27 protein-coding genes and 1 pseudogene are annotated in these 24648 nt (G+C 39.8%); 25 read left to right on the top strand and 3 right to left on the bottom strand.

Annotation, left to right across the window (positions count from 1 at the left end):
- Nucleotides 1-46: 46 nt before the first annotated feature.
- Nucleotides 47-1303 (bottom strand): D-alanyl-D-alanine carboxypeptidase PBP3, encoded by a 1257-nt coding sequence (gene pbp3 / locus ACYVQ1_RS09760; RefSeq protein ID WP_270537501.1) that lies wholly within the window; start codon nucleotides 1301-1303, stop codon nucleotides 47-49.
- 144 nt (nucleotides 1304-1447) lie between these two features.
- Nucleotides 1448-2695, bottom strand: a complete 1248-nt coding sequence (pbp3, locus tag ACYVQ1_RS09755; protein WP_461250530.1) for a D-alanyl-D-alanine carboxypeptidase PBP3 — start codon at nucleotides 2693-2695, stop codon at nucleotides 1448-1450.
- Between the two features lie 209 nt (nucleotides 2696-2904).
- Here pbp3 (ACYVQ1_RS09755) and pnp point away from each other — a divergent pair, with 209 nt between their 5' ends.
- The 13 genes from pnp to rpsI all read left to right on the top strand — a co-directional run bounded on the left by pnp (nucleotide 2905) and on the right by rpsI (nucleotide 14817).
- On the top strand, nucleotides 2905-5142 hold the full coding sequence (gene pnp, locus ACYVQ1_RS09750) for a polyribonucleotide nucleotidyltransferase (protein WP_461250529.1): 2238 nt from the start codon (nucleotides 2905-2907) through the stop codon (nucleotides 5140-5142).
- Nucleotides 5139-5909, top strand: a complete 771-nt coding sequence (locus tag ACYVQ1_RS09745) for an SseB family protein (RefSeq protein WP_461250528.1) — start codon at nucleotides 5139-5141, stop codon at nucleotides 5907-5909. Before pnp ends, ACYVQ1_RS09745 begins: the two co-directional genes overlap by 4 nt.
- An 86-nt stretch (nucleotides 5910-5995) precedes the next feature.
- Nucleotides 5996-6616, top strand: a complete 621-nt coding sequence (cysE, locus tag ACYVQ1_RS09740; RefSeq protein ID WP_461250527.1) for a serine O-acetyltransferase — start codon at nucleotides 5996-5998, stop codon at nucleotides 6614-6616.
- A 376-nt stretch (nucleotides 6617-6992) separates the two neighbouring features.
- A complete protein-coding gene (gene cysS, locus ACYVQ1_RS09735; RefSeq protein WP_461250526.1) occupies nucleotides 6993-8336 on the top strand; it encodes a cysteine--tRNA ligase in 1344 nt (447 codons plus the stop codon).
- Nucleotides 8329-8730 carry a Mini-ribonuclease 3 gene (locus ACYVQ1_RS09730; protein ID WP_461250525.1) on the top strand — a complete coding sequence of 134 codons (402 nt, stop codon included), beginning with the start codon at nucleotides 8329-8331 and terminating at the stop codon, nucleotides 8728-8730. The genes cysS and ACYVQ1_RS09730 overlap by 8 nt, the downstream gene beginning before the upstream one ends.
- A 288-nt stretch (nucleotides 8731-9018) precedes the next feature.
- Nucleotides 9019-10692: a hypothetical protein gene (locus ACYVQ1_RS09725; RefSeq protein WP_461250524.1), complete on the top strand. Its 1674-nt coding sequence runs from the start codon at nucleotides 9019-9021 to the stop codon at nucleotides 10690-10692.
- 47 nt (nucleotides 10693-10739) lie between these two features.
- On the top strand, nucleotides 10740-11483 hold the full coding sequence (gene rlmB, locus ACYVQ1_RS09720; RefSeq protein WP_002886369.1) for a 23S rRNA (guanosine(2251)-2'-O)-methyltransferase RlmB: 744 nt from the start codon (nucleotides 10740-10742) through the stop codon (nucleotides 11481-11483).
- 2 nt (nucleotides 11484-11485) lie between these two features.
- A complete protein-coding gene (locus ACYVQ1_RS09715; protein WP_002889631.1) occupies nucleotides 11486-12001 on the top strand; it encodes an NYN domain-containing protein in 516 nt (171 codons plus the stop codon).
- Nucleotides 12002-12009: 8 nt separating this feature from the next.
- The gene (locus tag ACYVQ1_RS09710) at nucleotides 12010-12870 is read left to right on the top strand and encodes a DegV family protein (protein ID WP_270282655.1); all 861 of its coding nucleotides are present in this window, start codon (nucleotides 12010-12012) and stop codon (nucleotides 12868-12870) included.
- Between the two features lie 150 nt (nucleotides 12871-13020).
- Nucleotides 13021-13491 carry a hypothetical protein gene (locus tag ACYVQ1_RS09705; RefSeq protein ID WP_270282653.1) on the top strand — a complete coding sequence of 157 codons (471 nt, stop codon included), beginning with the start codon at nucleotides 13021-13023 and terminating at the stop codon, nucleotides 13489-13491.
- Between the two features lie 8 nt (nucleotides 13492-13499).
- Nucleotides 13500-13700, top strand: a complete 201-nt coding sequence (locus ACYVQ1_RS09700) for a helix-turn-helix transcriptional regulator (RefSeq protein ID WP_002886373.1) — start codon at nucleotides 13500-13502, stop codon at nucleotides 13698-13700.
- Between the two features lie 250 nt (nucleotides 13701-13950).
- On the top strand, nucleotides 13951-14397 hold the full coding sequence (rplM, locus tag ACYVQ1_RS09695; protein ID WP_002886374.1) for a 50S ribosomal protein L13: 447 nt from the start codon (nucleotides 13951-13953) through the stop codon (nucleotides 14395-14397).
- A 27-nt stretch (nucleotides 14398-14424) separates the two neighbouring features.
- Nucleotides 14425-14817: a 30S ribosomal protein S9 gene (gene rpsI / locus ACYVQ1_RS09690; protein ID WP_002888293.1), complete on the top strand. Its 393-nt coding sequence runs from the start codon at nucleotides 14425-14427 to the stop codon at nucleotides 14815-14817.
- 112 nt (nucleotides 14818-14929) lie between these two features.
- Here the strand turns inward: rpsI and ACYVQ1_RS09685 are convergent.
- Nucleotides 14930-15229: pseudogene (locus ACYVQ1_RS09685) on the bottom strand (tyrosine-type recombinase/integrase); the annotation flags it as partial.
- A 413-nt stretch (nucleotides 15230-15642) separates the two neighbouring features.
- Here ACYVQ1_RS09685 and ACYVQ1_RS09680 point away from each other — a divergent pair.
- From ACYVQ1_RS09680 to ACYVQ1_RS09625, 12 genes are all read left to right on the top strand, one after another.
- Nucleotides 15643-16311 (top strand): ArsR/SmtB family transcription factor, encoded by a 669-nt coding sequence (locus ACYVQ1_RS09680; RefSeq protein WP_014677709.1) that lies wholly within the window; start codon nucleotides 15643-15645, stop codon nucleotides 16309-16311.
- A gap of 306 nt (nucleotides 16312-16617) precedes the next feature.
- Nucleotides 16618-16932, top strand: coding sequence for a thioredoxin (gene trxA / locus ACYVQ1_RS09675; protein WP_062005158.1), 315 nt, complete (start codon nucleotides 16618-16620; stop codon nucleotides 16930-16932).
- A gap of 8 nt (nucleotides 16933-16940) precedes the next feature.
- Nucleotides 16941-17861: a thioredoxin-disulfide reductase gene (gene trxB / locus ACYVQ1_RS09670; protein ID WP_461250523.1), complete on the top strand. Its 921-nt coding sequence runs from the start codon at nucleotides 16941-16943 to the stop codon at nucleotides 17859-17861.
- Nucleotides 17858-18127, top strand: coding sequence for a hypothetical protein (locus ACYVQ1_RS09665; RefSeq protein WP_461258414.1), 270 nt, complete (start codon nucleotides 17858-17860; stop codon nucleotides 18125-18127). The genes trxB and ACYVQ1_RS09665 overlap by 4 nt, the downstream gene beginning before the upstream one ends.
- Complete coding sequence (locus tag ACYVQ1_RS09660; RefSeq protein ID WP_014677714.1) at nucleotides 18128-18307, top strand: type Z 30S ribosomal protein S14; 180 nt, start codon at nucleotides 18128-18130, stop codon at nucleotides 18305-18307.
- Nucleotides 18308-18326: 19 nt separating this feature from the next.
- Complete coding sequence (locus ACYVQ1_RS09655) at nucleotides 18327-18977, top strand: DsbA family oxidoreductase (RefSeq protein WP_014677715.1); 651 nt, start codon at nucleotides 18327-18329, stop codon at nucleotides 18975-18977.
- Between the two features lie 151 nt (nucleotides 18978-19128).
- The gene (locus ACYVQ1_RS09650) at nucleotides 19129-19692 is read left to right on the top strand and encodes a TMEM175 family protein (protein ID WP_461250521.1); all 564 of its coding nucleotides are present in this window, start codon (nucleotides 19129-19131) and stop codon (nucleotides 19690-19692) included.
- Between the two features lie 480 nt (nucleotides 19693-20172).
- Nucleotides 20173-20754: a hypothetical protein gene (locus tag ACYVQ1_RS09645; protein ID WP_461250520.1), complete on the top strand. Its 582-nt coding sequence runs from the start codon at nucleotides 20173-20175 to the stop codon at nucleotides 20752-20754.
- A gap of 3 nt (nucleotides 20755-20757) precedes the next feature.
- Nucleotides 20758-20967 carry a helix-turn-helix transcriptional regulator gene (locus tag ACYVQ1_RS09640; RefSeq protein WP_002886384.1) on the top strand — a complete coding sequence of 70 codons (210 nt, stop codon included), beginning with the start codon at nucleotides 20758-20760 and terminating at the stop codon, nucleotides 20965-20967.
- Nucleotides 20968-21647: 680 nt separating this feature from the next.
- The gene (locus tag ACYVQ1_RS09635) at nucleotides 21648-22061 is read left to right on the top strand and encodes an LPKTxAVK-anchored surface protein (RefSeq protein WP_461250519.1); all 414 of its coding nucleotides are present in this window, start codon (nucleotides 21648-21650) and stop codon (nucleotides 22059-22061) included.
- An 86-nt stretch (nucleotides 22062-22147) separates the two neighbouring features.
- A complete protein-coding gene (srtB, locus tag ACYVQ1_RS09630; RefSeq protein ID WP_461250518.1) occupies nucleotides 22148-22984 on the top strand; it encodes a class B sortase, LPKTxAVK-specific in 837 nt (278 codons plus the stop codon).
- Between the two features lie 165 nt (nucleotides 22985-23149).
- Nucleotides 23150-24367, top strand: coding sequence for a CapA family protein (locus tag ACYVQ1_RS09625; RefSeq protein WP_461250517.1), 1218 nt, complete (start codon nucleotides 23150-23152; stop codon nucleotides 24365-24367).
- Nucleotides 24368-24648 lie beyond the last annotated feature (281 nt).

Here is a 24648-nt window from a genome sequence, read left to right as displayed (position 1 = left end):
AAAGTTGGGGTAAAAGAAAAAGCCGAGCAAAGCTCGACTGTAATGATTAGAGTTTTTCGTTGACAAAGTTGACAAAGTGATTCCACCAGACCTTGAGGAAGAAGCTTTTCTTAACTTCTTTACCAGCAACCAGCTCCATGCTAGGCATACCTTGGTTAGGCAAGTAACCTTCTCCTACAAGTGACTTATCTTCAAAGGTAGCCGTTCCAACCTTGTTACTTGAGTTGACGGGGGCTTGGACTTGATTTGTAGTGACTTTAATGTGTTTACTATTGTTAGCATCTATTTTTTGGATGATATTAAAGTCAGACTTAGCGACAGCAGTGACTTGCTTAGATTTACCATCAATAACATGGGCTTGACTTTTACCGATGGCTTGTCCTTTTTTGGCAATGGTCTTACTTTCCCAATGATAGACCACGTAATTAAGTAGGTCATTGGTTGCAGTAAAACGGGCGTAGTCATCAGTATCGGTATTATCAGCATTCAAAATGACTGTAATAATGCTCATACCACTTTCATTTGAGTGGGCCACGAAGGAAGCACCGGCTAAATCAGTGGTTCCCGTTTTTAGGCCATCCACCCCTTTACGGTAACTAGGTTGTCCCTTAAGCATATAGTTGAAGGTTTTAAGTTTGTTAACACCATCAAAATCAGCCTCAGTTTTTTTAGTGATATCGAGGATTTCAGGGTATTCTTTCACCACGTGTTGTGCAATGATAGCAACATCTTTAGCACTCATGGTATTTTCTTCGTCTGATTTAGAGCCTGGATAGATATTGTCACCTAAGTAAGAATTATTGAGACCAGAGGCATTGACAATCTTGGCATCAGTGATACCCCAATCTTTAAGTTGGGCTTTCATCATGTCGACAAACTTACTTTCGGTTCCTCCGATTTCCTCTGCTAGAGCAATAGATGCACTGTTGGCACTGGAAATAAGAGTTGCGTCAAGAAGTTGTTTGACAGTGTATTTGCGGGCGTCTAGTGGAATATTAGATACTCCGGCACTGACAGTTAGTTCAAATGGGTAGTCAGAAATGTCAACTTTGCTGTTCCATTTGAGGTCTCCCTGATCTACCGCTTTATAAACCATATAGGCTGTTAGGAGCTTGGTAATAGAGCCAATCCCTGTAGAAGTGGTTGCATCTTTTTCGTATAAAATTTTGCCAGTAGTAGCTTCGACAGCGATGGCATGTTTGGCTGCGGCATCATATCCTTTTTTCTTATCTGCTGCAAAAGCAGGGGCTACGCTTCCCAGACAGAGTAAGAAGGTCATCATAAGCGTAATCAGTTTTTTCATGGTTTGTTCCTTCATGTGTTTTGGATATTTATTATACCACATTTTGAGAGGAACATAAGGTGTAGAGAAGGGGCATTTACTAACAGGACTAATTTTGAAGGCAAGATAAAACTACCTTTTGATATCTAAAAGGTAGTTTTGTGTTTACTTATTTCCTGTAAAGAAATTAACGATATGGTTCCACCAAACTTTTAAGAAGAAACTTTTCTTGATAGATTGGTTGGCTGTTACCGAAATTTGAGGCGGATCAGAGATGTAACCTGTTCCTACGAGATCCTTATCATCAAAGGTTGCTATTCCAATAGTGTCACCTTTTTTGATAGGTGCTGTTATGGTTTTTGCTTTGATTTTAACAGCATCATTTTTGCTGTTTATTTTTTGAATGACTGTAAGGTCTGACTCGAGCTTAGCAGAGATGGTTTGCCTGTCTCCATCGGCTACCTTAATATCATTTTTCTTGATGATTTGTCCCTTGGTGTTGAGGGTTTTGATTTCCCAGTTTTGAGTCACATAATCTAGCAACTCATTTGTGGCTGTGAATCGAGCAGCTTCATCCTCTCCGCCATTGTCCGCATTCATAACAACTGTAATCAAACTCATGCCATTTTCATTGGAGTGGGCTACAAAGGATGCCCCTGCAAGTTCGGTTGTTCCAGTCTTGAGTCCATCAACGCCTTCACGGTAGTTGTCTTGCCCCTCCAACATGTAGTTGTGCGTCGTTAATTTGTTGTCACCTTCGAAGTCAGTTTCGGTTTGCTTGGTGATTTCAAGTACCTGAGGATAGTCTTTGATGAGGTGGTCCGCAATAATTGCAACATCTAGGGCGCTCATCGTATTCTCGTCATCTGGTTTTGAGCCAGGATAGCGGTTATCCCCAAGATATTTATTATTTAGACCAGAAGCGTTATATAATTTAGCATCTGTAATGCCCCATTCTTTTAGTTGGGCTGTCGTAGTGTCAACGAAGGCACTCTCTGATCCTGAGATTTTTTCAGCCAGAGCAATAGCAGCACTGTTAGCGCTGGAAATGAGGGTGGCATCTAGGAGTTGTTTAACAGTGTATTTTCGGGAATCCAGTGGGACATTTGAAACTTCTGAATCAACGGTTAAGTTGAAAGGATAGTCTGAAATATCTACTTCAGTGTCCCAGGTAATTTTTCCTTGGTCAACTGCTTTATAGACCATGTAGGCTGTTAGGATTTTAGTCATTGAAGCCACACCATCAGGGGTAGTGGCGTCCTTTTCATAGAGGACTTTTCCTGTAGTTGCTTCGATAGCAATCGCATGTTTAGCGGAAACATTGAAGTCATCTGTCTGTTCTTGTGCTAGAGCAGGTGTTACTAGGCCTAGTAAGATTAAGGCAATCATAATGATGTGTTGTAATTTTTTCATAGTCATTCCTTTGTCTCTCATAAGTGTTTATTATATCACAAAACGACTTAAATATCTGAGAGAAAGGGAATCTTAGCTACTAACTTATGCCGGAGCTCTGCCATTTTTGACTATATTATGGTAAAATGAAAGTTATATCAAATGAATGACATAAAGTTGACCGGTTCGTTTTTATAAGGGCTGGTCATGGATAAAAAGAGGGATCAAACATGGCTAAACAAACTTTTGAGATGACCTTTGCAGGACGCCCGCTTGTCGTTGAAGTTGGGCAGGTAGCCAAGCAGGCTAATGGTGCTGTCGTCGTGCGTTATGGAGATACAACGGTATTATCAACAGCTGTTATGTCTAAAAAGATGGCAACTGCAGATTTCTTTCCTTTACAGGTTAATTATGAGGAAAAAATGTATGCAGCTGGTAAGTTTCCGGGGGGCTTTAACAAGCGTGAGGGTCGTCCTTCAACAGATGCCACGTTGACTGCTCGCCTTATTGACCGTCCTATTCGTCCTATGTTTGCGGAAGGCTTCCGTAACGAAGTTCAAGTCATTAACACCGTCCTCTCTTATGATGGGAATGCTAGTGCTCCGATGGCAGCTATGTTTGGTAGCTCTTTAGCTCTTTCTATTTCTGACATTCCTTTCAATGGTCCGATTGCTGGGGTTCAAGTGGCCTATGCCGCAGAAGATTTCATCATCAACCCAAGTGCAGCGGATAAGGAAATCTCACTTTTAGACTTGACAGTGGCAGGTACCAAGGAAGCTATCAATATGGTAGAGTCGGGTGCTCAGGAATTGTCTGAGGATATTATGTTGCAAGCACTCTTGAAGGGACATGAAGCTATTCAAGAGTTGGTTGATTTCCAAAATTACATTGTTGCGGCTGTTGGTAAGGAGAAGGCTGAGGTTGAACTGCTCCAAGTCGATGCTGATTTGAAGGCTGAAATTGAAACAGCTTATTATGATCAGTTAGCTAAGGCTATTCAGGTGGAAGAAAAATTAGAGCGTGAAGCAGCAACCCAGGCTGTTAAAGAAGAGGTCCTTACTTCTTATCAAGAACGCTTTGCAGAAGATGAAGATAAGGAAACCATTCTGCGTGATGTAGCAGAAATCCTTGAGCAGATGGAACATGCTGAAGTACGCCGTCTCATTACCGAGGATAAGGTTCGTCCAGATGGTCGTCGTGTGGATGAAATCCGTCCTTTGGACGCAGAGATTGACTTTCTTCCTAAGGTTCATGGTTCAGGTCTCTTTACACGTGGACAAACTCAAGCCTTGTCAGTTTTGACTTTAGCACCTATGAGTGATACACAACTTGTTGATGGTTTGGATCCAGAGTATAAGAAACGTTTCCTTCACCACTATAATTTCCCTCAGTATTCAGTGGGTGAAACAGGGCGTTACGGTGCACCAGGTCGACGTGAAATAGGTCACGGAGCCCTAGGTGAACGTGCCCTTGCTCAGGTTCTTCCAAGTGTTGAAGAGTTCCCTTATGCTATCCGTTTGGTAGCAGAAGTCTTGGAGTCAAATGGTTCTTCCTCACAAGCCTCTATTTGTGCAGGAACCTTGGCTCTTATGGCTGGTGGTGTACCTATTAAGGCGCCTGTTGCAGGGATAGCCATGGGGCTTATCTCAGATGGTACTAACTACACTGTCCTAACTGATATTCAAGGTTTAGAAGACCATTTTGGAGATATGGACTTTAAAGTAGCTGGTACACGTCAAGGAATTACAGCTCTTCAGATGGATATTAAGATTTCAGGTATTACACCTGCCATTCTCGAAGAGGCTTTGGCTCAAGCCAAGGTAGCTCGTTTTGAGATTCTTGACGTTATTGAGTCAGCAATCGCTGAGCCACGTCCAGAATTGGCACCAACAGCGCCTAAGATTGACAGTATTCAGATTCCTGTTGACAAGATTAAGGTTGTCATCGGTAAAGGTGGCGAAACGATTGACGAGATTATCGCTGAGACTGGTGTCACTATCGATATCGATGAAGAAGGTCTTGTTCAGATTTTCTCTAGTGATCAGGATGCCATTAACCATGCTAAAGCTATCATCTCTGATCTTGTACGTGAAGCTAAGGTTGGAGAGGTTTACACTGTACCAGTTGTGCGTATTGAAAAGTTCGGTGCCTTTGTCCACCTCTTCAATAAGACGGATGCTCTCGTCCACATCTCAGAACTAGCTTGGGAACGCACTGAGCGTGTCGAAGATGTGGTTAAGGTTGGGGATATGGTAACTGTTAAAATTATCAAAATCGATGAAAAAGGACGTATCGATGCCTCAATCAAGACCTTGCTTTCTAAGCCTGAAAAGATTGAGGACGGGGAAAATAAAGGAGAGCATCGTCACCGCCGTCGTTCTCATCACAAACCACGCCACCATAATGAAAATGGTGAAGCACCGAAAAATCCTGATAAATCAGAAACGAAAGAACAGATAGAAGAATGACAGAAAATCAAGAATTGCAAGCTTTTGATGAAACTCTGAAAGAATTTTTAAAGGAACCAGACCACTTTTTGACCAGTCTGGCTTTGGTTAATCACCTACAACGTACTCCTGTCTTGGCTGCCCAAGACCTCTACGCAGTTGAAGTGGAAGGCAAGGAGGTTGTTCCTGTCTTCACTAGTGAACAGGACTTACAATCTTTCAAAGCTACTCAAGAGAGTGCTCGAGAACAAACTTGGATAAAACGTTCAAGCTTGGATATCCTAACACAACTGGTTCAGGCAGAACTTTTTGGTCTTGCTTTCAATTTAAAAGAGGATGGTGACTTCTCAAACACCACTCTGTTTGCAAGCAGTGAACTTATCCAGTTTATCAACTATTTCACTCAGACGCTCAATAACCTTTTGGGTGAGGAAAATCAAAAGGCAGATTCCAAAGATAAGATTTATCTTGTTCCAGCCTTCATTCACAAACGCGAGGAAGATGGTCAGGATGACCGTTTCTTTGCGACTATGTCGAATGCAGAGGGACAGAGTTATGTGCCTGTGTTTACGAACTTAACGAGCTTTGCAAAATGGTACGGTAACGAAACTTTTGGCCTACCTTTCCGTAAGGCTAAAGGGACGATTTTACAATGGCCACTGTCAGAAATTTACCAGCCTTCAACAGGTGAAAATGAGTTGGATAAGGTTCAAGGTATTGTCATCAATCCGTTTGACGAGCAACCTGAGTTAGTCGATTGGTCTTATTTTGAGGGGGATAGCGAGTAGACCTAGTGTTTACAGCTTTCCACTTTAAAGAAATAATAGGGCCACAACAAACAATAATAGCAATAATGATGTAAGGAGTGACCTAAATGGGTTGGTGGAAAGAAAGTATTGATATAGTAAAGAAAAATGACCCAGCAGCTCGGACGAGTCTGGAGGTTCTTTTAACCTACCCTGGATTAAAAGCCTTGGCTGCTCATCGTATCTCACATTTTCTCTGGCGCCACCATTGTCGACTCTTAGCGCGCATGCATAGTCAGTTTTGGCGCTTCTGGACTCAAATCGAGATTCACCCAGGGGCTCAGATTGCTGAAGGTGTTTTCATTGACCATGGCTCAGGCCTTGTCATTGGTGAGACAGCTGTTGTGGAGAAGGGTGCTATGCTTTACCACGGTGTCACTTTAGGTGGTACTGGTAAAGATGTCGGAAAACGTCACCCAACTGTTCGTGAAGGTGCTTTGGTTTCAGCCCATGCTCAGGTCATAGGTCCTATTGAGATTGGAAAAAATGCTAAGGTAGGTGCAGCAGCTGTGGTTGTTGCCGATGTCCCAGAAGATGTTACGGTAGTTGGTGTCCCTGCTAAGGTCGTACGTGTTCACGGTAAAAAGGATGAAGAAGTTATCCATGATATCGAAGAGGGACGTGAATACTATAGCGAAAAGTTGGAAGATCTCCTAAAAGCGGCTAGCTTCCACTCATCACATCTATAAGGAAAGAAAATGATGAAACTTTTTAGTACAAAGGTGACTCGACTGACGGTTGTAGGTCCTCTTGTTCTTGTTTACATTGCTTTACACAGAGGGGATTATAGCATGGCTGCTTTGTGGTTTTGTATCTCCCTTTTGTGGGCTGGTCTTGTCTACAAGCAACGTCACAAGTGAGACTTGAATTATGAAAAAATTGTTCAAAAGTAATCCTTTTTTGGTCTTTTATATAGTTGGGAGCTTCGTTTCAGCTATGTCTCTTTTGGCTCAAGGCCAGCTAGTTGCGGCCATGGGGATTATCATTCTTGTGATACTCTTGTGTTTATACTTAAACCATTTCAGGGATAAAAAATAGTTTCCAGTTAATCGAAAGGAATCTCTAGTGATAAAAATTTATGATACGATGACGCGTTCGCTTCGTGATTTTGTACCGTTGACAGAAAATATTGTCAATATGTATGTCTGCGGACCAACAGTTTACAATTATATTCATATCGGAAATGCCCGTTCAACAGTAGCTTTTGATACCATTCGTCGTTATTTTGAGTATCGAGGTTACACTGTTAACTACATTTCTAACTTTACAGATGTAGATGATAAGATTATCAAGGCAGCCAATGAAGCCGGAATTTCGACTAAAGAATTATCGGACAATTTTATCGCAGCCTTCATGGAAGATACCGCACAACTTGGAATAAAACCAGCGACACAAAATCCTCGTGTTATTAACTACATGGATGAAATCATTGCATTTGTGTCAACCTTGATTGATAAAGGTTTTGCTTATGTTGCTGAAGGTGATGTATACTTCCGAGTAGCTAAGTCAAATAATTATGCTAAATTAGCCAACAAGACCTTGGAAGATCTTGAAATTGGTGCGAGCGGACGTACGGATGCCGAAACTGCTCGTAAGGAAAATCCTCTGGATTTTGCCCTTTGGAAGGCTGCCAAAGAAGGAGAGGTTTCTTGGGAAAGCCCTTGGGGACCTGGACGTCCAGGTTGGCACATCGAATGTTCTGTTATGGCGACTGAAATCCTTGGGGATACTATCGACATCCATGGTGGAGGTGCGGACCTTGAGTTCCCACACCATACTAATGAAATCGCACAATCAGAAGCCAAGACTGGTAAGACCTTCGCTAATTACTGGATGCACAACGGTTTTGTCAATGTGGACAATGAGAAAATGTCAAAATCCTTAGGTAACTTTGTGACTGTCCATGATATGCTTAAGACAGTTGATGGTCAAGTGCTTCGCTTCTTCCTAGCGACACAACAGTACCGTAAGCCAATTAACTTTACTGAAAAAGCTATTCATGATGCTGAAGTCAATCTTAAGTATTTGAAAAACACCCACAGTCTTCCCTTGACAGATCAGGTGAATCAAGATGAGTTGCAAATTTATCTTGACGCCTTCCAGACAGCAATGGATGATGACTTTAATACAGCGAATGGTGTGACTGTTCTGTTTGACATGGCCAAATGGATTAATTCAGGCAATTATGACCAAAACGTTAAGGATGCTTTTGAAAAAATGCTCCAAGTCTTCGGTATTGTTTTCGAAGAAGAAGTCCTTGATGAAGATATCGAAAAACTCATTGAAGAGCGTCAAGCAGCGCGTGCCAACAAAGACTTTGCGACAGCAGACCGCATTCGCGATGAGTTAGCTGCTCAAGGTATCAAACTTCTTGATACCAAGGATGGTGTGAGGTGGACACGTGACTAAACACCTTGATGTCAACCTTATTAATGGTATTGCTCTCGCTTTTGAGGGAGATGCTGTTTATTCCTTGTACATTCGCCGTCACCTGATTTTTCAAGGTCAGACCAAGCCGAATCAATTGCACCGTCTAGCCACACGCTATGTTTCAGCTAAGGCCCAGGCTAGTCTCATTGAAAAAATGCTAGAACAAGAGCTTTTGACTGAAAAAGAGCTAGATATCTATAAACGAGGTCGTAATGCCAATAGCCATACCAAGGCTAAAAATACAGATGTTATTACCTATAAAATGTCAACAGGCTTCGAAGCAGTCATGGGCTATCTTCATATGACCGAGGATATTGCTCGCTTAGAGGAACTAATTACTTGGTGTATTGACGAAGTTGAAAAAGAAATCTAAAAATTCTGCCGAGAGCAGGATTTTTTGTTATTTAAAGGCTATAAAAATTGTGACAATTAGTTGAAGCTTCAAAATTTAGATTGTTTGATAATCAAAGTAATTCAGCGATTTGACAATAAAAAATAAGATGAAACTAATATTTAGCATCTTGAAAATGAGAAAGTTAAGGGATATCTGACACGTGTAAAACCCCGATATTATAGCTTTTTTAATAAAACTAATTTGACAGAAAGTAAAAAAAAAGTCTATAATATTAGTAAATGAGGCCATCTAAAAATGAGGAGGTGAATGGAAATAGCTAAGAAAAAAGTTTTCTATACAACTTTTGCTGCTTTGATTTTATCTAGCTTTACGCTTCAAACAGGTAAAGCAGATGAGGTTCAGGTAAAACCTGATGAAGCTAAAATAGATTATGTTAATAGTGAGGCACCGGCTCCAGTTGCTCCTCAGGCTGATTTTTCTTCAGTAGGAGCTAAGGCAGAGCCAGCGAGTCAAGTAAGTTCAGTAGTGACCTCAACGTCACTGATGGTTGTCTCTTCAAGTGAGACAGATGAGGGGCTTCTTGAGGTGCATTCTCAAGTTGATATCGTGGAGTCTAGTATTTCTACGGCTACACCTCATTCAGAAGAGGCTCGTGCCCAAGCTTTTGGTGAGAATCGATCAGTAGCGGCGTCTGAACGAGGAGATGCAAACTCAACATCTGATTCTGAACAAGCAAAACCGAATATTGTGCTTACTTATGATAAGTCTCGTGAGGCTACAGCGACTGCAGAGTCTCAAGCTGTGACTTCAATGTATAAGAGTGAAAGCACACTATACACATCTGAACTTGCTGGAAATACACATGCAGTTATTGAAAAATCAGAGTATTCTTCACTGGATTCTCATACGACATCTGTAAGTGCGACTCCTACTAGCCAAGCTATTGCAACTTCTGAAGTCGCTTCTGAGTCTGCAAGCACTGCTAGCTCTCTTGCATCTACGGCTCCAGAAACGAGTCAGTTAAATAATAATTCAGAAGATAGCTTAACTGTCCTCACGATTGGTTGGAAAGATTCATCGTCAACTTCTGAGGTCTTTGAAACTTCTGAAGTGGTTTCTATGTTGCAAAGTGAGAGTTTGACCTATTCGTCAGAGGTAACCTTTACGGATGGACTCATCTCAGAAATCTTAGCGACTCCAATCACTTCTGAAGTTTACACCGTTGTTCCAAAACGAGACAGTACTGGAGCGCTTCTTGAAGATCAACCTGCTGTTACAGGGAATACAGACATTCTTTATTTAGCACGTGGTGAAATCTTTAACGTCAATTTTGATGTTAACAAGATGGAAGGTAAGAAGATTAAGGGGCTTAATCTAGTCCTTGATGGTAAACAAATTCATCATAGTTACTTTGTTGAAGGAACTCTGGATGAGGTCAATGCTGGTTTGAGTGCCTACCATTTGGCAGAACAAACGACTGGTATTCATAAAATGACCTTTGAGTTGATTGATACGAATAACAATATTCATTACCTGACACAGACTTTTAGCGTCTTCAATGAAGGCGAACGTCCAGTGACACCTGATAGTTACCGTAGGAATCAGTATTCATCAACGACAACAACGACTGTACCGGTTACTTATAATACCAGTGCAAATAACTATACTGAGACCGCCAATCATATACAAGCTACGGCTGTTAATGAGTTGGCTGAGACAACTAGAGCGTTAACACAGCAATTAGCAGAACAAATTGCTGAGGTTTTGAGTGGTTGGTCTTCAGCGATTTCTGGAATTAATTCAACAAGCACAGGTTCAATTGATATCTTCCAAGCGGCAGGTAAAACCATTACTCAAGCTGCGAGAAAGATTGCAGAATCAATCTCAGATCCAGATACAATTGGTAAGCAAGCTTTGGCTGCTGCAACTGTTGTTCTAGTTCTCCTGGTGCTTTATTTAGCAGCAATTACATTTATTTAACATGCTTTGCCCTCGTAAGAGGGCTTTTTTTATGATAAAATTAGCTTATGAAAACAACTAAAGAATCAAGTCTAGACATTGTTTATGGTGTGCACGCCGTAACAGAGAGTCTAGAAGCAAATACTGGTAATAAACTCTATATTCAAGATGATCTTCGAGGGAAAAATGTTGATGCCATTAAGGCCTTGGCAGCTGAAAAGAAGGTTTCCATCTCTTGGACACCTAAGAAAACCTTGTCTGATATGACAGGTGGGGCTGTGCATCAAGGTTTTGTTCTTCGTGTGTCAGAGTTCGCTTATTCTGAGCTCTCAGTTATTATGGATAAGGCTGAACAAGAGGAGAATCCTCTAGTCCTCATTTTAGATGGACTTAACGACCCTCATAACTTTGGTTCTATCCTACGTACAGCTGATGCTACTCAGGTGACAGGAGTTATTATTCCTAAGCATCGTGCTGTGGGGGTAACACCTGTCGTTGCCAAGACATCAACAGGGGCCGTGGAGCATATTCCCATTGCCCGAGTGACTAATCTTAGCCAAACTCTTGATAAGCTTAAAGAAGCAGGCTTCTGGGTGTTTGGAACGGATATGGATGGGACCCCATCTCATAAATGGAATACAGCTGGAAAGGTTGCCCTTATCATTGGTAATGAAGGTAAGGGAATCTCTGCTAACATCAAGAAACAAGTGGATGAGATGATTACTATACCCATGAGTGGTCATGTGCAGAGCCTTAATGCCAGTGTGGCAGCAGCAGTTCTCATGTATGAAGTTTATCGAAACCGATTGTAACTATGAAAAAAAGAATACTTCTAGTTGATGGTTATAATATGATTGCCTTTTGGCAAGAAACCCGTCAACTCTTTAAGACCAATCAGCTTGATGAAGCTCGTGAAACATTGCTTCGTAAGCTCAATCATTATGCTAACTTTGAACATATTGATATTATCTGTGTGTTTGATGCTCAGTTTGTTCCAGGGAGCCGTCAGCGTTATGATCAGTATCGTATCAGTGTTATTTTTACTGAGGAAGATGAGACAGCAGATAGCTATATTGAGCGCGCAGCGGCTGAGATGAATACTGTTCAAAATTTAGTTGAAGTAGCAACTAGTGACTTAAATGAACAGTGGGCTATCTTTTCACAAGGAGCTTTGCGTGTTTCGGCGCGTGAGTTGGAAGAGCGTGTCAATACTGTTAAGTCTGACTTAGACAAGATGTCGGCACATATTGACTTAAAGACACCAAAACTACGTCCATGGGACGATGCACAATTAGGGAAATTACAGGACCTTTTAAATGAAATAGAATAGAGGGACATATGACATTTAACATTTTGACAGATTCTACAGCAGATCTAGATGAAAAATGGGCTCAGGAGAATAAGGTAGAGCTCGTTGGTTTGACCATTACGCTTGATGATATTGCCTATGAAACCGTTGGTCCTAACCGTTTAACGAGTGACCGTCTCTTGGAACGTATGCAAGAAGGCAGTCAGCCTACCACAAGCCAGGTGAATGTTGGTCAATTTGAAGAGGTTTTTCGTCGTCACGCCCAAAATGGTGATGCCCTTCTTTATATTGCCTTTTCATCAGTGCTTTCAGGTACTTATCAAAGTGCTGTTATGGCGCGTGACATGATTTTGGATGAATATCCAGAGGCTGTTATTGAAATTATAGATACCCGAGCAGCAGCAGGTGGAGAAGGCTATCTCTCTATTTTGGCGGCAGAAGCTCGTGACCAAGGTAAGAGCTTATCTGAAACGAAAGCCATGATTGAGGACATTCTGCCACGTTTACGGACTTATTTCTTAGTTGATGATCTCTACCATCTCATGCGTGGGGGACGTCTCTCAAAGAGCTCAGCTATTATTGGTAGTTTGATTAATATTAAACCTCTCCTTTGGTTAGATGCTTCAGGCAAGTTGGTTCCTTTGGCTAAAATCCGTGGACGTAAAAAAGCCATTAAAGAAATGGTGCTGCAAGCTACTCAGGATATTGGACATAGCACAGCGATTGTTGCTTATGCCAATGATATTGAAGCGGCGGAGAATCTAAAAGAACAATTGTTAGCAGTTGACGGCATTGAGCAAGTTCTCATTATGCCACTTGGGCCAGTCATCTCTACCCACGTCGGACCAGATACCTTGGCCGTCTTTACGATTGGTAAAGAAGCTAGATAGAAAAGTGTCAGATAGGATTTCCTATCTGATTTTTTGTTTTCTGAATGCTAGACTAATAGAAAATCAAAAGATAATCTATACAAAATGAATGATATATTTGACATAACGTAAAATAATGCTATAATAAATCTAGAAAATGGAGGAAACAAAATGAAAAAGTCAAAGAAAAAAGTAGCTAGCACGATGGATGAACGTGCTCGATTAATCAGTGCAGAATCTGCTGCTAGAGGTTATTGGGTAGCCATGATTGGTATGTTTGTAACGATTATGGTTGCTAGCAAGACACACTCCTTAGAATTAGCTCAGTCCTTATTATACATCACCTTCTTTGGTTCTATGTGCGTAGTCGTAGTGCACAGCGTATCACGGAATGGACACCCATGGTTACTGGACAAAAAACTTGAGAAGAAGATGCTCATATTGTCCTGGGGAATGTGTCTTTTGGGAATTTTTATATCGTTAATGGGCCTTTTAAGTCTATTTCAGTCATTTAAGATAGGGAAGAATCTTATGAGTAGTGTAGCATTTTTGACATTGGGTTTGACCCTTATTTGTGACTGCTGGGTTATTATTAAAAGAATCAAGAAAAACCGTTTGGAAGAACTAGAAGACGAAGAATAGGATTTTGAATGAAAAATTTAAAAATGAAGTCAGCGCGTGTAGCAAAGGATCTCACTCAACAGGGGTTGGCAGATGCTATAGGAGTCTCTCGTCAGACTATCTCAGCTATTGAAAAGGGAGACTACAACCCGACTATAAATCTGTGTATTGCTATCTGCAAAACTCTGGACAAAACTTTAGACCAGCTTTTTTGGGAATCTGAGGATTAATTTGTACCCCCTTAGAGGTTAATTAGGTATGATTTCTAGTCTTACACCTTATAAAATTAGAGACTAAAAAAATACAAAAAATAAAAGAAAAACACCTCCAAATGACTTGCCTTGGACGTGTTTTTTTGATATTATGTTAAACGGTATTGTTTACCCCATTTGAAAGGCCCCGGAACCTTCCAAATACTTTTCGATGGGAAGGAACACCCATCACTCGTAAACAAAAATCGAACTATATATAGGAGAAATCATGAACAAAACAACATTTATGGCTAAACCAGGCCAAGTTGAACGTAAATGGTATGTCGTTGACGCAACTGATGTGCCACTTGGACGTCTTTCTGCAGTAGTTGCTAGCGTACTTCGCGGAAAAAACAAACCAACTTTCACACCACACACTGATACAGGTGACTTCGTAATCGTTATCAATGCTGAAAAAGTTAAATTGACTGGTAAAAAAGCAACTGATAAGATCTACTACACTCACTCAATGTACCCAGGTGGATTGAAACAAATCTCAGCAGGTGAACTTCGTTCTAAAAATGCTGTTCGTTTGATTGAAAAATCAGTTAAAGGTATGCTTCCACACAACACTCTTGGACGCGCACAAGGTATGAAATTGAAAGTCTTCGTTGGCGGTGAGCACACTCACGCTGCACAACAACCAGAAGTACTTGATATCTCAGGACTTATCTAATTCTAAGAGGAAAGGAGCACTAATATAATGGCACAAGCACAATATGCAGGTACAGGACGCCGTAAAAACGCCGTTGCACGCGTACGTTTGGTTCCAGGTACTGGTAAAATCACAGTTAACAAAAAAGATGTAGAAGAATACATCCCACACGCAGACCTTCGTCTCGTTATCAACCAACCTTTCGCAGTTACTTCAACTGAAGGTTCATACGACGTACACGTTAACGTTGTAGGTGGTGGATACGCTGGTCAATCAGGTGCGATCCGTCACGGTATCGCTCGTGCACTTCTTCAAGTAGACCCAGACTTCCGCGATTCATTGAAACGCGCTGGACTTCTTACTCGTGATGCACGTATGGTTGAACGTAAGAAACCAGGTCTTAAGAAAGCTCGTAAAGCTTCACAATTCTCAAAACGTTAATCAATACGATTATATCAACGTTTCAAGACATTCAAGAGATTTCTCTTGGATGTCTTTTTTTAGCCTAAAAACTAAAGTTCACCCCAAAATTCACCCCATATTCACCCCATCATTATTTTAAGCTACGAAATGCGATGTCACCTACAGTCTGATTGACGGTATCTTTAGTGTTAACATAAGTCTTTGTAATTTCTTTGTCACTATGAGTTAGGGCTTCTGAAATTATTTCTAGCGAAACCCCAGCTTGTTTTGCGAGTGTCGCACCAGTATGTCGCAGTTTATGAGGTGTAGCATGTGCCAGCTCTTTATGTCGCTTTCTGATGCTTTTCATTTTATTGTTTAGATAGTCAGCATGTAAAGGCTTGTTGATGTTTCCTCTAGTGTCTATATAAGTAAAGACAAACTGTTCAGGTAGTATGTCTTGCATGCTGTTTACTTCTTGTCTCTTGTTTTAGGCTTTGAGATAATAGCGACAACAGAAGTAGTTGTGGATTATTTTTGTGAATGTTCAAATTAATCATTAGAAAATTGTTGGCAGTTGAGAGCTCTAAGTAAATTATTTTGATACAATTTATGGTCGCACATAGATAGTATGTCACAAAAGAAACTGCTGCTCGTTAAAAATTTCATTTTTTCAGAGATAGGTCTCTTTTTACATGATTTACCTATTAATATTAGTAAATGTTAAGGATAAGTATTCTTTTTATTTTTTGGCGAATGCCGGCTTTTTTGCCACAAATGAGTATCAACATCTTTCGAATGGAATAGTTGACAACTGTTTTTAAGAATTATACTATTGAATTGAATAGATAAGGAGCTGATTTGATGCAAGAGACAATGATTGATTACAAACAAAATATTTACCAAGAGCTATCTCGCTTAACAAAGGGGCTAGGAAGTGAGAAGCGTCTTGATATTTTAAATATATTATCACAGGGACCAAAGACAGTTGAGGGAATTGCGCATGCGACGGGTCTCTCTGTTGCCAATACTTCGCGCCACCTTCAGGTTTTAAAAGAAAGTCACTTGGTGGTGACGAGTCGAAATGGTAATTTTATCCGTTATAGCTTGGCTTCTGAAAAGGTTGTCCAGTTAGTCCTTCTGTTATTTGCCGTCGGTGAAGAACAGTTAGCAGAAGTCAGAGCGATTGAGTCAGACTATGATGAGGCAGCTGGTGTTCCTCAGATTGAGCTCGCTAATGCAATTGAATTAGCAGCTAAGACAGATGCTCTCCTACTTGATTTAAGGCCTGTTGAGGAGTATGAGGCAGGGCACTTGCCAAAAGCTCTTAATTTACCAATCGATGAGTTTGATCAAAAAAAAGCTCAGCTTCCCAAAGAGAAGACCATCATTGTTTATTGTCGCGGGCGCCAATGTGGCTATGCTAACCTAGCAGCACAGGATTTACAGAGTTTAGGCTACAGTATCTATAGTCTCAATCGTAGTTTTGCTGATTGGAAGTGGGGTGCATCCTCTCGTTCAGAACTTGACTAAGGTGTATTCCTTAGTCTTTTCTTATAACCGGAGACTCGTGAGCAAAATCATTGCAAAATAGATTTAGTGTGCTATAATTCAATTATTCAATAAAAAAGTTGAATTTATTTTTTATTCAACCTATTCAACAACTTTGTTGAATTACATCTTTGAAATACTTCTTATTTAGTATCTCAAAGAAACTAAGTGATACAAATTGAATTTTTAGAAGGGCTAAGTTAACCTTTTTGAAATTCATTCTTTTATTCTTATGCTATTCAATTATATGATTGAATAGAAGCGATTTATTTTAGATAGGAGTTTTTTATGACGACACAACTAACAACCGAAACATTTGCGAAATCTATCCAAAATGGGGTAAGTTTTATCGATTTTGGGGCGCAGTGGTGCCCACCTTGTCGGATGATGGAGCCGGTAGTGGAAGAACTTTCACAGGACTTTGACGGAAAAGTAACGATTGCTCAGGTGGATGTGGACCAATCACAAGATCTGGCCAATCTCTTTGGCATTCGTTCTATCCCAACAATGGTAATTTTTAAAGATGGCAAACCCGTTGATGCTCTTGTTGGTGTTCATCCTAAACAAACATTGATGGAAAAAATCCAAGCACAGTTATCATGAGGTGATTTATGTATGATGCAATTATTGTAGGTTCAGGACCTGCAGGGTACACAGCTGGCATTTATTTAAGTCGAGCTGGTTTGAAAAATCGATTGATTACAGGCTATTCTGAGGGTGGTCAATTAACCACCACAACCCTCGTAGAAAATTATCCAGGTTTTGAAAACGGGATTGATGGCAATACATTAGTCCAAACAATGCGCCGCCAAGCAGAACAGTTTGGCACCGAAATGACCTTTGGATTTGTTCAAAAAATTGAAGGCGAATCGTCTCCTTTCGAGGTACATCTGGATAATGGTGAGATCATTGATACCAAGGCCGTTATTATCGCAACAGGCTCTAGCGCTAAATACCTAGGGATTGAAGGCGAAGAAGAGGCCGTCGGAAAAGGTGTCAGCGCTTGTGCGACCTGTGATGCTTTCTTCTATAAAGATCGTGAAATCCTTGTAGTTGGCGGGGGTGATGTCGCTATGGAAGAAGCCCTCTATTTGACACGCTTTGCATCGAAAGTGACCGTTGTCCACCGCCGCAATGAGTTACGCGCATCTGATATTATGGCCAAACGGGCTCAGGCAAATGATAAAATTCATTGGATGTTAAATTACACGCCTGTCAAAGTTACATCTAACCTGATGGGAATGACTGGTTTGGATGTTCGTAATAATGAAACAGGTGATATTGAGCACATTCAGGCTGACGGTCTCTTTGTGGCCATTGGTCATCAGCCAAACACCGATTTTCTTGATGGAAAATTAGCATTGGATGATAAAGGCTATATTCAAACACAGGCAGGAACAGCAAAGACCTCTGTTGCAGGTATTTTTGCAGCTGGTGATGTGCAAGATCCAAAATACCAACAAGCCATTACTGCAGCAGGTAGCGGTGCCATTGCTGCCCTAGATACATTGGCCTATATTGATAACCTATGATGAAATCAGTCACGTCTACTATCGAATTAGAAGAACTGTTAGCCGAATATCAAAATCTAGCTCTTCTTGTTTCAGGAAATCAATGCAGTCTATCGTCTCTTGGGCAAAAAGAACTCATAGACACGGCTGAACGAGAGCATTTGGTGCTTTACCAAGCAGATATTTTTCAAGTGCCCCGTCTTATTTCTTTATTTGGCATTCAGCCTACCCTGACGAGTTTATTAGTCTTTAAAAAGGGTCAATTGGTTGATAAGAAAGAGGTTTAAATGGCAAGAAAAGCTTTGATACAAAGGAAAAAGAAGGCCTATCCGGTTCAAGAATACTCACGCTGTTTGGCATGCGGCCGCCCGCATTCGGTTTACCGCAAGTTTAAACTTTGTCGGATTTGTTTACGCCAGCAAGTTTACCAAGGTGTCATTCCTGGGTTGAAAAAAGCTTCTTGGTAGTGGAAAGAAAGGAAGAAATATGGAAATTAGTTACTGGTCAGATATTGCCTGTCCATTTTGTTACATTGGTGCTAGTCGGATGAAGCGTGCTATGGCAGCTGTTGGTTTAAACCCGGAAGATTTGACAATGAAAGCTTACCAGCTAAATCCCAATGCGCCTTTAGAAACAAGTGAAACCATGCTCACAGAGTTTGCTGCCAGTCACGGTATGACCACTGAGCAAGCAAAAGCTCAGTTTGCGCACATGGAAAGCATGGGAAATGAAGAAGGGCTTCGTATTGATATGGCGGGGATTATCCCAACCAACACCTTTTCAGCTCACCGTCTTATTAAATGGTCGCAGAAGTATTTAGATAAAAAAGATCATCAAAATTTCATTATGGCCTTGTACTATCTTTACTTTGAAGAACATGCCAATATTGCGGATCATTCTGTGTTACTAGCTGTTATCAGTGAGTTCGCTCTACCACAAGAAGAGGCAGCGCAGGTTCTTGCTGGCGATGCGTTTGCTGACGAGGTCAAACGCGATATTTTAGAAGCCCATCAATCAGGCGTTCAAGGTGCACCTTTCTTTGTTCTGAACAATAAGTATGGCATTTCAGGTGCTCAGCCTTATGAATACATGTTAGCGGTATTAAAACAAATTCAAGCAGAGGAAGGAGCACAATAAAATGATAGATACCCCTTTTCAACTACTAGACAGCAATTCAGAAGAGACAAGTTTAGTTTGTGGGATTGATGGCTGCAGCATAGAGCCCTCAACACAGCCGTTAGAAACTCACTCTCAGCCATTAGAAAAAAGCAGTCATTAGGAGGGCAGAATGGAAAAACAAAGGGTAGAAGCCTTGTCAGATGCTATATTGGCCATTATTGTCACAATTATGGCCTTGGAGTTACAGTTACCTGAGGAATTGACCGTAGTAGGACTTAGAAGCATGCTACCCATGCTTTTTATCTACATTACTAGTTTTTTGCAAATCATGGCAGTCTGGCTATATTATCATGAACTCTACAAATTAGTAGATCATGTCAGCTTTCGTTTATTTGGAGCCAATAGTTTTTGGCTTTTAACAGCTAGTTTTGTTCCCTTAGCGACTCGAGGGATTGGACAGCATTCCGCTAATTTTGCCTTTCTCCTGTTTTACCTCATCGTTCTTGCCCTTTGGGATGTAGCTTGGATAATCATGACAGCAGTGGTGATCAAGACGAGTCAAAGATCGTTATCAGCTGAAGAAAAAAAGATACCTTATCGGTGGGCACTATTATATGGATTGCAGCTAGTGATCATATTATTAGTTGGTTATCTTTTTCCAAATCTCATTTCTCTTGCCCCGCTACTGATGATTGTTAATGTTATCTATGGTTTTTTAAGCAACAAATCTTGAAAAAGACTAAAAATAATGGCTAAATAGCATCGGTTATAAAAACCAGGTCTTAAGAAAGCTCGTAAAGCTAGCCAGTTCTCAAAATGTTAATTCGTTACTGGACAGCAGAGTACAAACGAAAACACTTTGCAACTTGCAAGGTGTTTTTTGTATGAGAATTCGTGGTGCGCAATTAGGATAGCTCTAGCGACTTTAGTCGCATAGAGATATGCTATGCACAGTTGCCCCAAGAAAACAAGCGAAGCGACATTTGATTGGATGGCAACCACTGCACTCAAAACGTTAATCGATACGATTATATCAACGTTTCAAAGCACTCAAGAGTTTACCTCATGGGTGCTTTTTTGTATATATTTCTGAAAAATTGTTCAAAATCTTACTAGAGTTTTGTCTTCATCTTGAAATTCTTATAACAATGTGATATATTTATAACAGATAAGGTGTGATGTATTTATAACATGGTGAAAGAAGGCGACGAAAATGAAAATGTCGAAGAACTTAAAGATAATCCTTTATATCGCTAGCGTGCTTATTGTTGTATGTTTAGTTTTATTGCTGGGGAATCACCTACCGATTCTAGCAAAAGGTGCTATTATGACGATGTCTTGGCTTCCTACGTATTTGGCTTGTACGATGCAATCGGTCCTCTCAAAATCAACCTATCAAAAGAAAGAGAAAAATATGTTTGGGATTACTGCAAAATTATATACAGTGCTTGTACTTCTCTCGTCATCGATCTATACAATTGGAGTTTGGCTTCTAACTCCTGGTTCTTTGATTAAGAATATAATGTTAGGAATTGGATTAAGTGTTCAATTGTTATTAATGTTTTACTTCTTATTCAAGAGAATTAATGAAGAACCTGATGAACGATTTTATAGAAATATTGCAAAGTCCTCTTCCATTTTGTTTACAATAGCAATCTTTATATTATTGGGAATTGCAATCTTGATAGCCGTCTGTAAAGTTTTTGTTTTGAATGCTGGATTTCTTTATATTTTGGTGGCTTTTTTACTCTTATTATTTGCCATTACTTACTTTATCACTGAAAAAAGGGGATGAAATATGGCGAAAGAAAGTAAAATAAAGACTAACTTGAAAGAAGTAAGGGAAGCTTATGGTATGACTCAACAAGATTTAGCAGATCAAGTAGGAATACGGAGAGAAACGATTGTTCACTTGGAAAATAACCGCTACAACCCTTCGTTGGAAATGGCTTTAAAAATAGCACAAGTCTTTAATAAACAAGTGGAAGAACTATTTCGTCTGAAATAAGAGAAGTAAAACAATCCAATTGATTTGTGTATTAGTTTTTTGGAGACTTGTTACTCTGAAGTGAGGTATTGGTAAGAGGGAGTGTTTTCAAAGGAATTTACTTAACTTCACCTTAGTTAAAACGCTTTTAAAAATAAGATTATGATTTATTTTTCAAGTAATTTAACCTAAGAATAGGGATATTCAGATTGAAGCGCCTTCAGTTTTGTTAATCTTTTTCTAATTTGCTTTATTTGAAAATCTTGCATATTATGTATTTACCATACAAAAATGGCTAAAGTGGATGAATACATTAATTTGAAAGATGATATTGTTATATACCTCAAACATCTTTTTATTAAACGATTTTATACGTTTAGTCATAATTTTTTGAAATAAAAACACCCATAAAATGGAAATGTATATTTTACAAATTATGCTTTTATATATGATTATTTTTTTGTATCTAAACTTAAAATAGGATATAACAAAATGTCCAAAATAACGCCAAAATTAGAAACACCTAATGATGACTAGTGGTTAATATGTCCCGAGAATCCTTTATTTATACGAATTGTAGTGAATATTAAAAATTTGAAAAAGTTTTTAAAAATTATTGACATATCTCTAAATAGTGTTATAATCTAGGTGTCAGGGAGGTCCTGATAAAAAATATAATATCCGATAGAGGAGATATAATTATGAAAAAAGTATTGCTTACATCAGCTGCAGTTCTTGCAGTATTCGCTTCATCAGCAGCAGTTTTCGCTAACGACGGTAACGTTCACACTGGAAACCTTGATAACAAAACTGAAGCAACTGGTGGTGACTTCTTCACAAACAACGAAGGTGGTCTTACTCAAGCTGCTAAAGATGGTCTTAACAACGTTGATGCAGATTCAACTAAACAAAAATTTGAAGATGCTGGTGAACACATTGAACCAAAACGTGATGCTAACGGAAACATCATCAAAGATGAATTTGTAGTTACTGATAAAGCTAACGCTAACAAAGACGCTAAAGAAGAAGCTAAAGCTGTTAAAGCTGCAGAAAAGAAAGCTCCAGCAGCTAGAGCTGAAGCTAAAGCTCTTCCAAACACAGCAGCTGTTAAATAATTAACTGCTATTGCTAAAAAGAATATCACTGGAGCTTAAGCTTCGGTGATATTTTTCTATGGATAAAGAAAAGGATTTGACATTTCATGAGTAATCATAATCGTAAATCTAATGGATCTCGCAATAAACTGATTGCTGGGATTTCGGCCTTAGTAATTGCTGCTTTGGCTATCTTCCTTGGCTTCCAGTTTATGTCTCCAACAGCATCATCCTCTAATGGTGTTAAGAGTGTTTTAACGACTAAAAAAGCAAACACTTATAAAGTTTCAGATGAGGAGAAAGCCTACCTCAAAAATAAATTTGATGGTCTTGAGGCAACAAACCCTGATACTATCGCTTATGTTTATGCACCAGGGACTAAATTGGATGAGCCGGTTGTTCAAACAACGGACAATTCAACCTATTTAGATAAAACATTTGATGGAGGAAACGTTCCGTATTTGGGAACTGTCTTCATGGATACAGACAATAATAAAGATTTCAGTGATCGTTTGACTTGGCTCTTCGGCCATGCTCGAGGCAGTAAGGTTGCTGATAGTCGTATGTTCAACGATGTTAACTACTATAGTGATCAGTCGTTCTTTGATAAACACAAATATGTTGTTATTGAGACGCCTCAACGTAAGTACTATTATGAAGCGCTTGCTATGGTAATTGTGCCTGAAGACACAGCTTTCTATCGTACATCATTTGAAAGCGATAAAGACTTTAAACAACAGTTGGATATTATCTATGATCAAGCAAGTGTTAAAAACAAGGATTTGAAGGTTAGTGCTTCAGATAAATACCTTGTTCTTTCTACTTGTCGTGAGGAAGATGAAACGATTCGTGCCAATCTCTACTTACGTCAAATTCCAGACTCTGAAATGTCTGATTTTGTAGCTAAACATGGTAAAGATTTGGAATACACACCAACACGCTAATCATTAACAGAACTCTACTTCAGTATGAAGTAGAGTTTTTATCTTGTCTAAGAAAACTGATCTTTTCAATCGTCGTGGAATTGAGATGTAACCGTTTATTAATCTTTTTTATCATCAATGGATAAGTTTTTTTGGTACACTAGAAGTATGAAAAAGGAGAGTATTATGAAACAGAGCCAGGCTAAAAAGCGTGACAATGCGATGACTAATAAGATTTTGATGGGGTTAATTGCTCTTGTCTTAGGTTTGCTTTTTCTTGAGATTTTAATTGTTCATAGTAAGAACGAACAGCAAAAGAATGCCTCGAACCAGGTACAGACAGCACGTATCATGGCTAATGGGGACTTGCTCTATCATGACGGTCTCTATATGAGTGCCCTGCAGGCAGATGGTAGCTATGATTTCACGGAGAATTTTACTTATGTGAAGCCGTGGTTAAAGCAGGCTGATTTGGTTTTGGGTGATTTTGAGGGAACTATCAATCCTGACTATCCCTTGTCAGGCTATCCTCTGTTTAATGCTCCTCAATCAGTGACCGCAGCTATTAAGGACGCTGGCTATGATGTTATGGATTTGGCTCATAACCATATTTTGGACTCTGGTTTAGAGGGAGCTTTTACAACAGCTGATGCCTTTAAAGAGGTGGGCATTGACCCTGTTGGTGTTTATGAAAAGCCTGTGCGTGATAAGGCACCTCTACTTATCAAGAATGTTAATGGCATCAAGGTGGCGATACTTTCTTATGCCTATGGTTTCAATGGCTTGGAGTCGAATCTGACCAAAAAAGAGATTGCGAATCATTTGTCGAACCTGGATGAAAAACGTATGAAAGCAGAGATTGAGCGTGCTGAAAAAGAGGCTGATATTACGGTTATCATGCCACAGATGGGCGTTGAATATCGTTTGGAACCGACAGATGAACAGGTAAAGCTTTACCATAAGATGATTGATTGGGGTGCCGATATTATCTTTGGAGGTCACCCTCATGTGGTTGAGCCATCTGAGGTGGTTAAAAAGGATGGACAGCAAAAACTCATTATTTACTCAATGGGAAATTTCATTTCTAACCAGCGCATAGAGACTATGGATGGTGTGGATAGTGCAGAGTGGACAGAGAGGGGTGTCTTGATGGATGTCACTCTGGAGAAAAAGAATGGTCAAACCACGATTAAGACAGCTCAAGCGCATCCAACCTGGGTTAACCGTACACCTAAGGGAACAACTTCGCCAGAGGGATATCCTTTGTATACTTACCAAACTTATATTTTAGAGGATTTCATTAAAGGTGGTAAATATAGAAATAAACTAGATGAAGAGACCAAAGAACGTATCGATACTGCCTATAAAGAAATGAATGCCCATGTTAATTTAAAATGGAAATAAAGCTAAGATATCGCCTAAATTTGGCGGTATTTTTTGTTTATCGACAAGTTACCCACAGACTTATCCACAGGTGTGGATAAGTCTGTTAACTGTGTTGAATATTGATTTTTCAAGGTTTTAAAAGAAGGGAGTTATTTAGGTTGTGAACAAGTTTATCCACAAGTAGTTAGGTCAAAGAGAGGATTTTTCATAAACGATAATGATTAAATGTTGCTGAAACATTCGTCTTTTTCAAGAAAAAAGAGGCAATTTTTATAAAAAATAGCATTTTTAATCAAAAT

It is taken from the genome of Streptococcus parasalivarius, assembly GCF_054785155.1.
Note: the sequence above shows the minus strand (reverse complement) of the source record. Positions and strands in the feature narration are given on the sequence as shown.

Bases quoted from the DNA above. Each gene is read 5' to 3' on its own strand.
- pbp3 (WP_270537501.1), bottom strand. From the start codon at position 1,303: ATGAAAAAACTGATTACGCTTATGATGACCTTCTTACTCTGTCTGGGA.
- pbp3 (WP_461250530.1), bottom strand. From the start codon at position 2,695: ATGAAAAAATTACAACACATCATTATGATTGCCTTAATCTTACTAGGC.
- pnp (WP_461250529.1), top strand. From the start codon at position 2,905: ATGGCTAAACAAACTTTTGAGATGACCTTTGCAGGACGCCCGCTTGTC.
- ACYVQ1_RS09745 (WP_461250528.1), top strand. From the start codon at position 5,139: ATGACAGAAAATCAAGAATTGCAAGCTTTTGATGAAACTCTGAAAGAA.
- cysE (WP_461250527.1), top strand. From the start codon at position 5,996: ATGGGTTGGTGGAAAGAAAGTATTGATATAGTAAAGAAAAATGACCCA.
- ACYVQ1_RS09725 (WP_461250524.1), top strand. From the start codon at position 9,019: ATGGAAATAGCTAAGAAAAAAGTTTTCTATACAACTTTTGCTGCTTTG.
- rlmB (WP_002886369.1), top strand. From the start codon at position 10,740: ATGAAAACAACTAAAGAATCAAGTCTAGACATTGTTTATGGTGTGCAC.
- ACYVQ1_RS09715 (WP_002889631.1), top strand. From the start codon at position 11,486: ATGAAAAAAAGAATACTTCTAGTTGATGGTTATAATATGATTGCCTTT.
- ACYVQ1_RS09710 (WP_270282655.1), top strand. From the start codon at position 12,010: ATGACATTTAACATTTTGACAGATTCTACAGCAGATCTAGATGAAAAA.
- ACYVQ1_RS09705 (WP_270282653.1), top strand. From the start codon at position 13,021: ATGAAAAAGTCAAAGAAAAAAGTAGCTAGCACGATGGATGAACGTGCT.
- ACYVQ1_RS09700 (WP_002886373.1), top strand. From the start codon at position 13,500: ATGAAAAATTTAAAAATGAAGTCAGCGCGTGTAGCAAAGGATCTCACT.
- rplM (WP_002886374.1), top strand. From the start codon at position 13,951: ATGAACAAAACAACATTTATGGCTAAACCAGGCCAAGTTGAACGTAAA.
- rpsI (WP_002888293.1), top strand. From the start codon at position 14,425: ATGGCACAAGCACAATATGCAGGTACAGGACGCCGTAAAAACGCCGTT.
- ACYVQ1_RS09680 (WP_014677709.1), top strand. From the start codon at position 15,643: ATGCAAGAGACAATGATTGATTACAAACAAAATATTTACCAAGAGCTA.
- trxA (WP_062005158.1), top strand. From the start codon at position 16,618: ATGACGACACAACTAACAACCGAAACATTTGCGAAATCTATCCAAAAT.
- trxB (WP_461250523.1), top strand. From the start codon at position 16,941: ATGTATGATGCAATTATTGTAGGTTCAGGACCTGCAGGGTACACAGCT.
- ACYVQ1_RS09665 (WP_461258414.1), top strand. From the start codon at position 17,858: ATGATGAAATCAGTCACGTCTACTATCGAATTAGAAGAACTGTTAGCC.
- ACYVQ1_RS09660 (WP_014677714.1), top strand. From the start codon at position 18,128: ATGGCAAGAAAAGCTTTGATACAAAGGAAAAAGAAGGCCTATCCGGTT.
- ACYVQ1_RS09655 (WP_014677715.1), top strand. From the start codon at position 18,327: ATGGAAATTAGTTACTGGTCAGATATTGCCTGTCCATTTTGTTACATT.
- ACYVQ1_RS09650 (WP_461250521.1), top strand. From the start codon at position 19,129: ATGGAAAAACAAAGGGTAGAAGCCTTGTCAGATGCTATATTGGCCATT.
- ACYVQ1_RS09645 (WP_461250520.1), top strand. From the start codon at position 20,173: ATGAAAATGTCGAAGAACTTAAAGATAATCCTTTATATCGCTAGCGTG.
- ACYVQ1_RS09640 (WP_002886384.1), top strand. From the start codon at position 20,758: ATGGCGAAAGAAAGTAAAATAAAGACTAACTTGAAAGAAGTAAGGGAA.
- ACYVQ1_RS09635 (WP_461250519.1), top strand. From the start codon at position 21,648: ATGAAAAAAGTATTGCTTACATCAGCTGCAGTTCTTGCAGTATTCGCT.
- srtB (WP_461250518.1), top strand. From the start codon at position 22,148: ATGAGTAATCATAATCGTAAATCTAATGGATCTCGCAATAAACTGATT.
- ACYVQ1_RS09625 (WP_461250517.1), top strand. From the start codon at position 23,150: ATGAAACAGAGCCAGGCTAAAAAGCGTGACAATGCGATGACTAATAAG.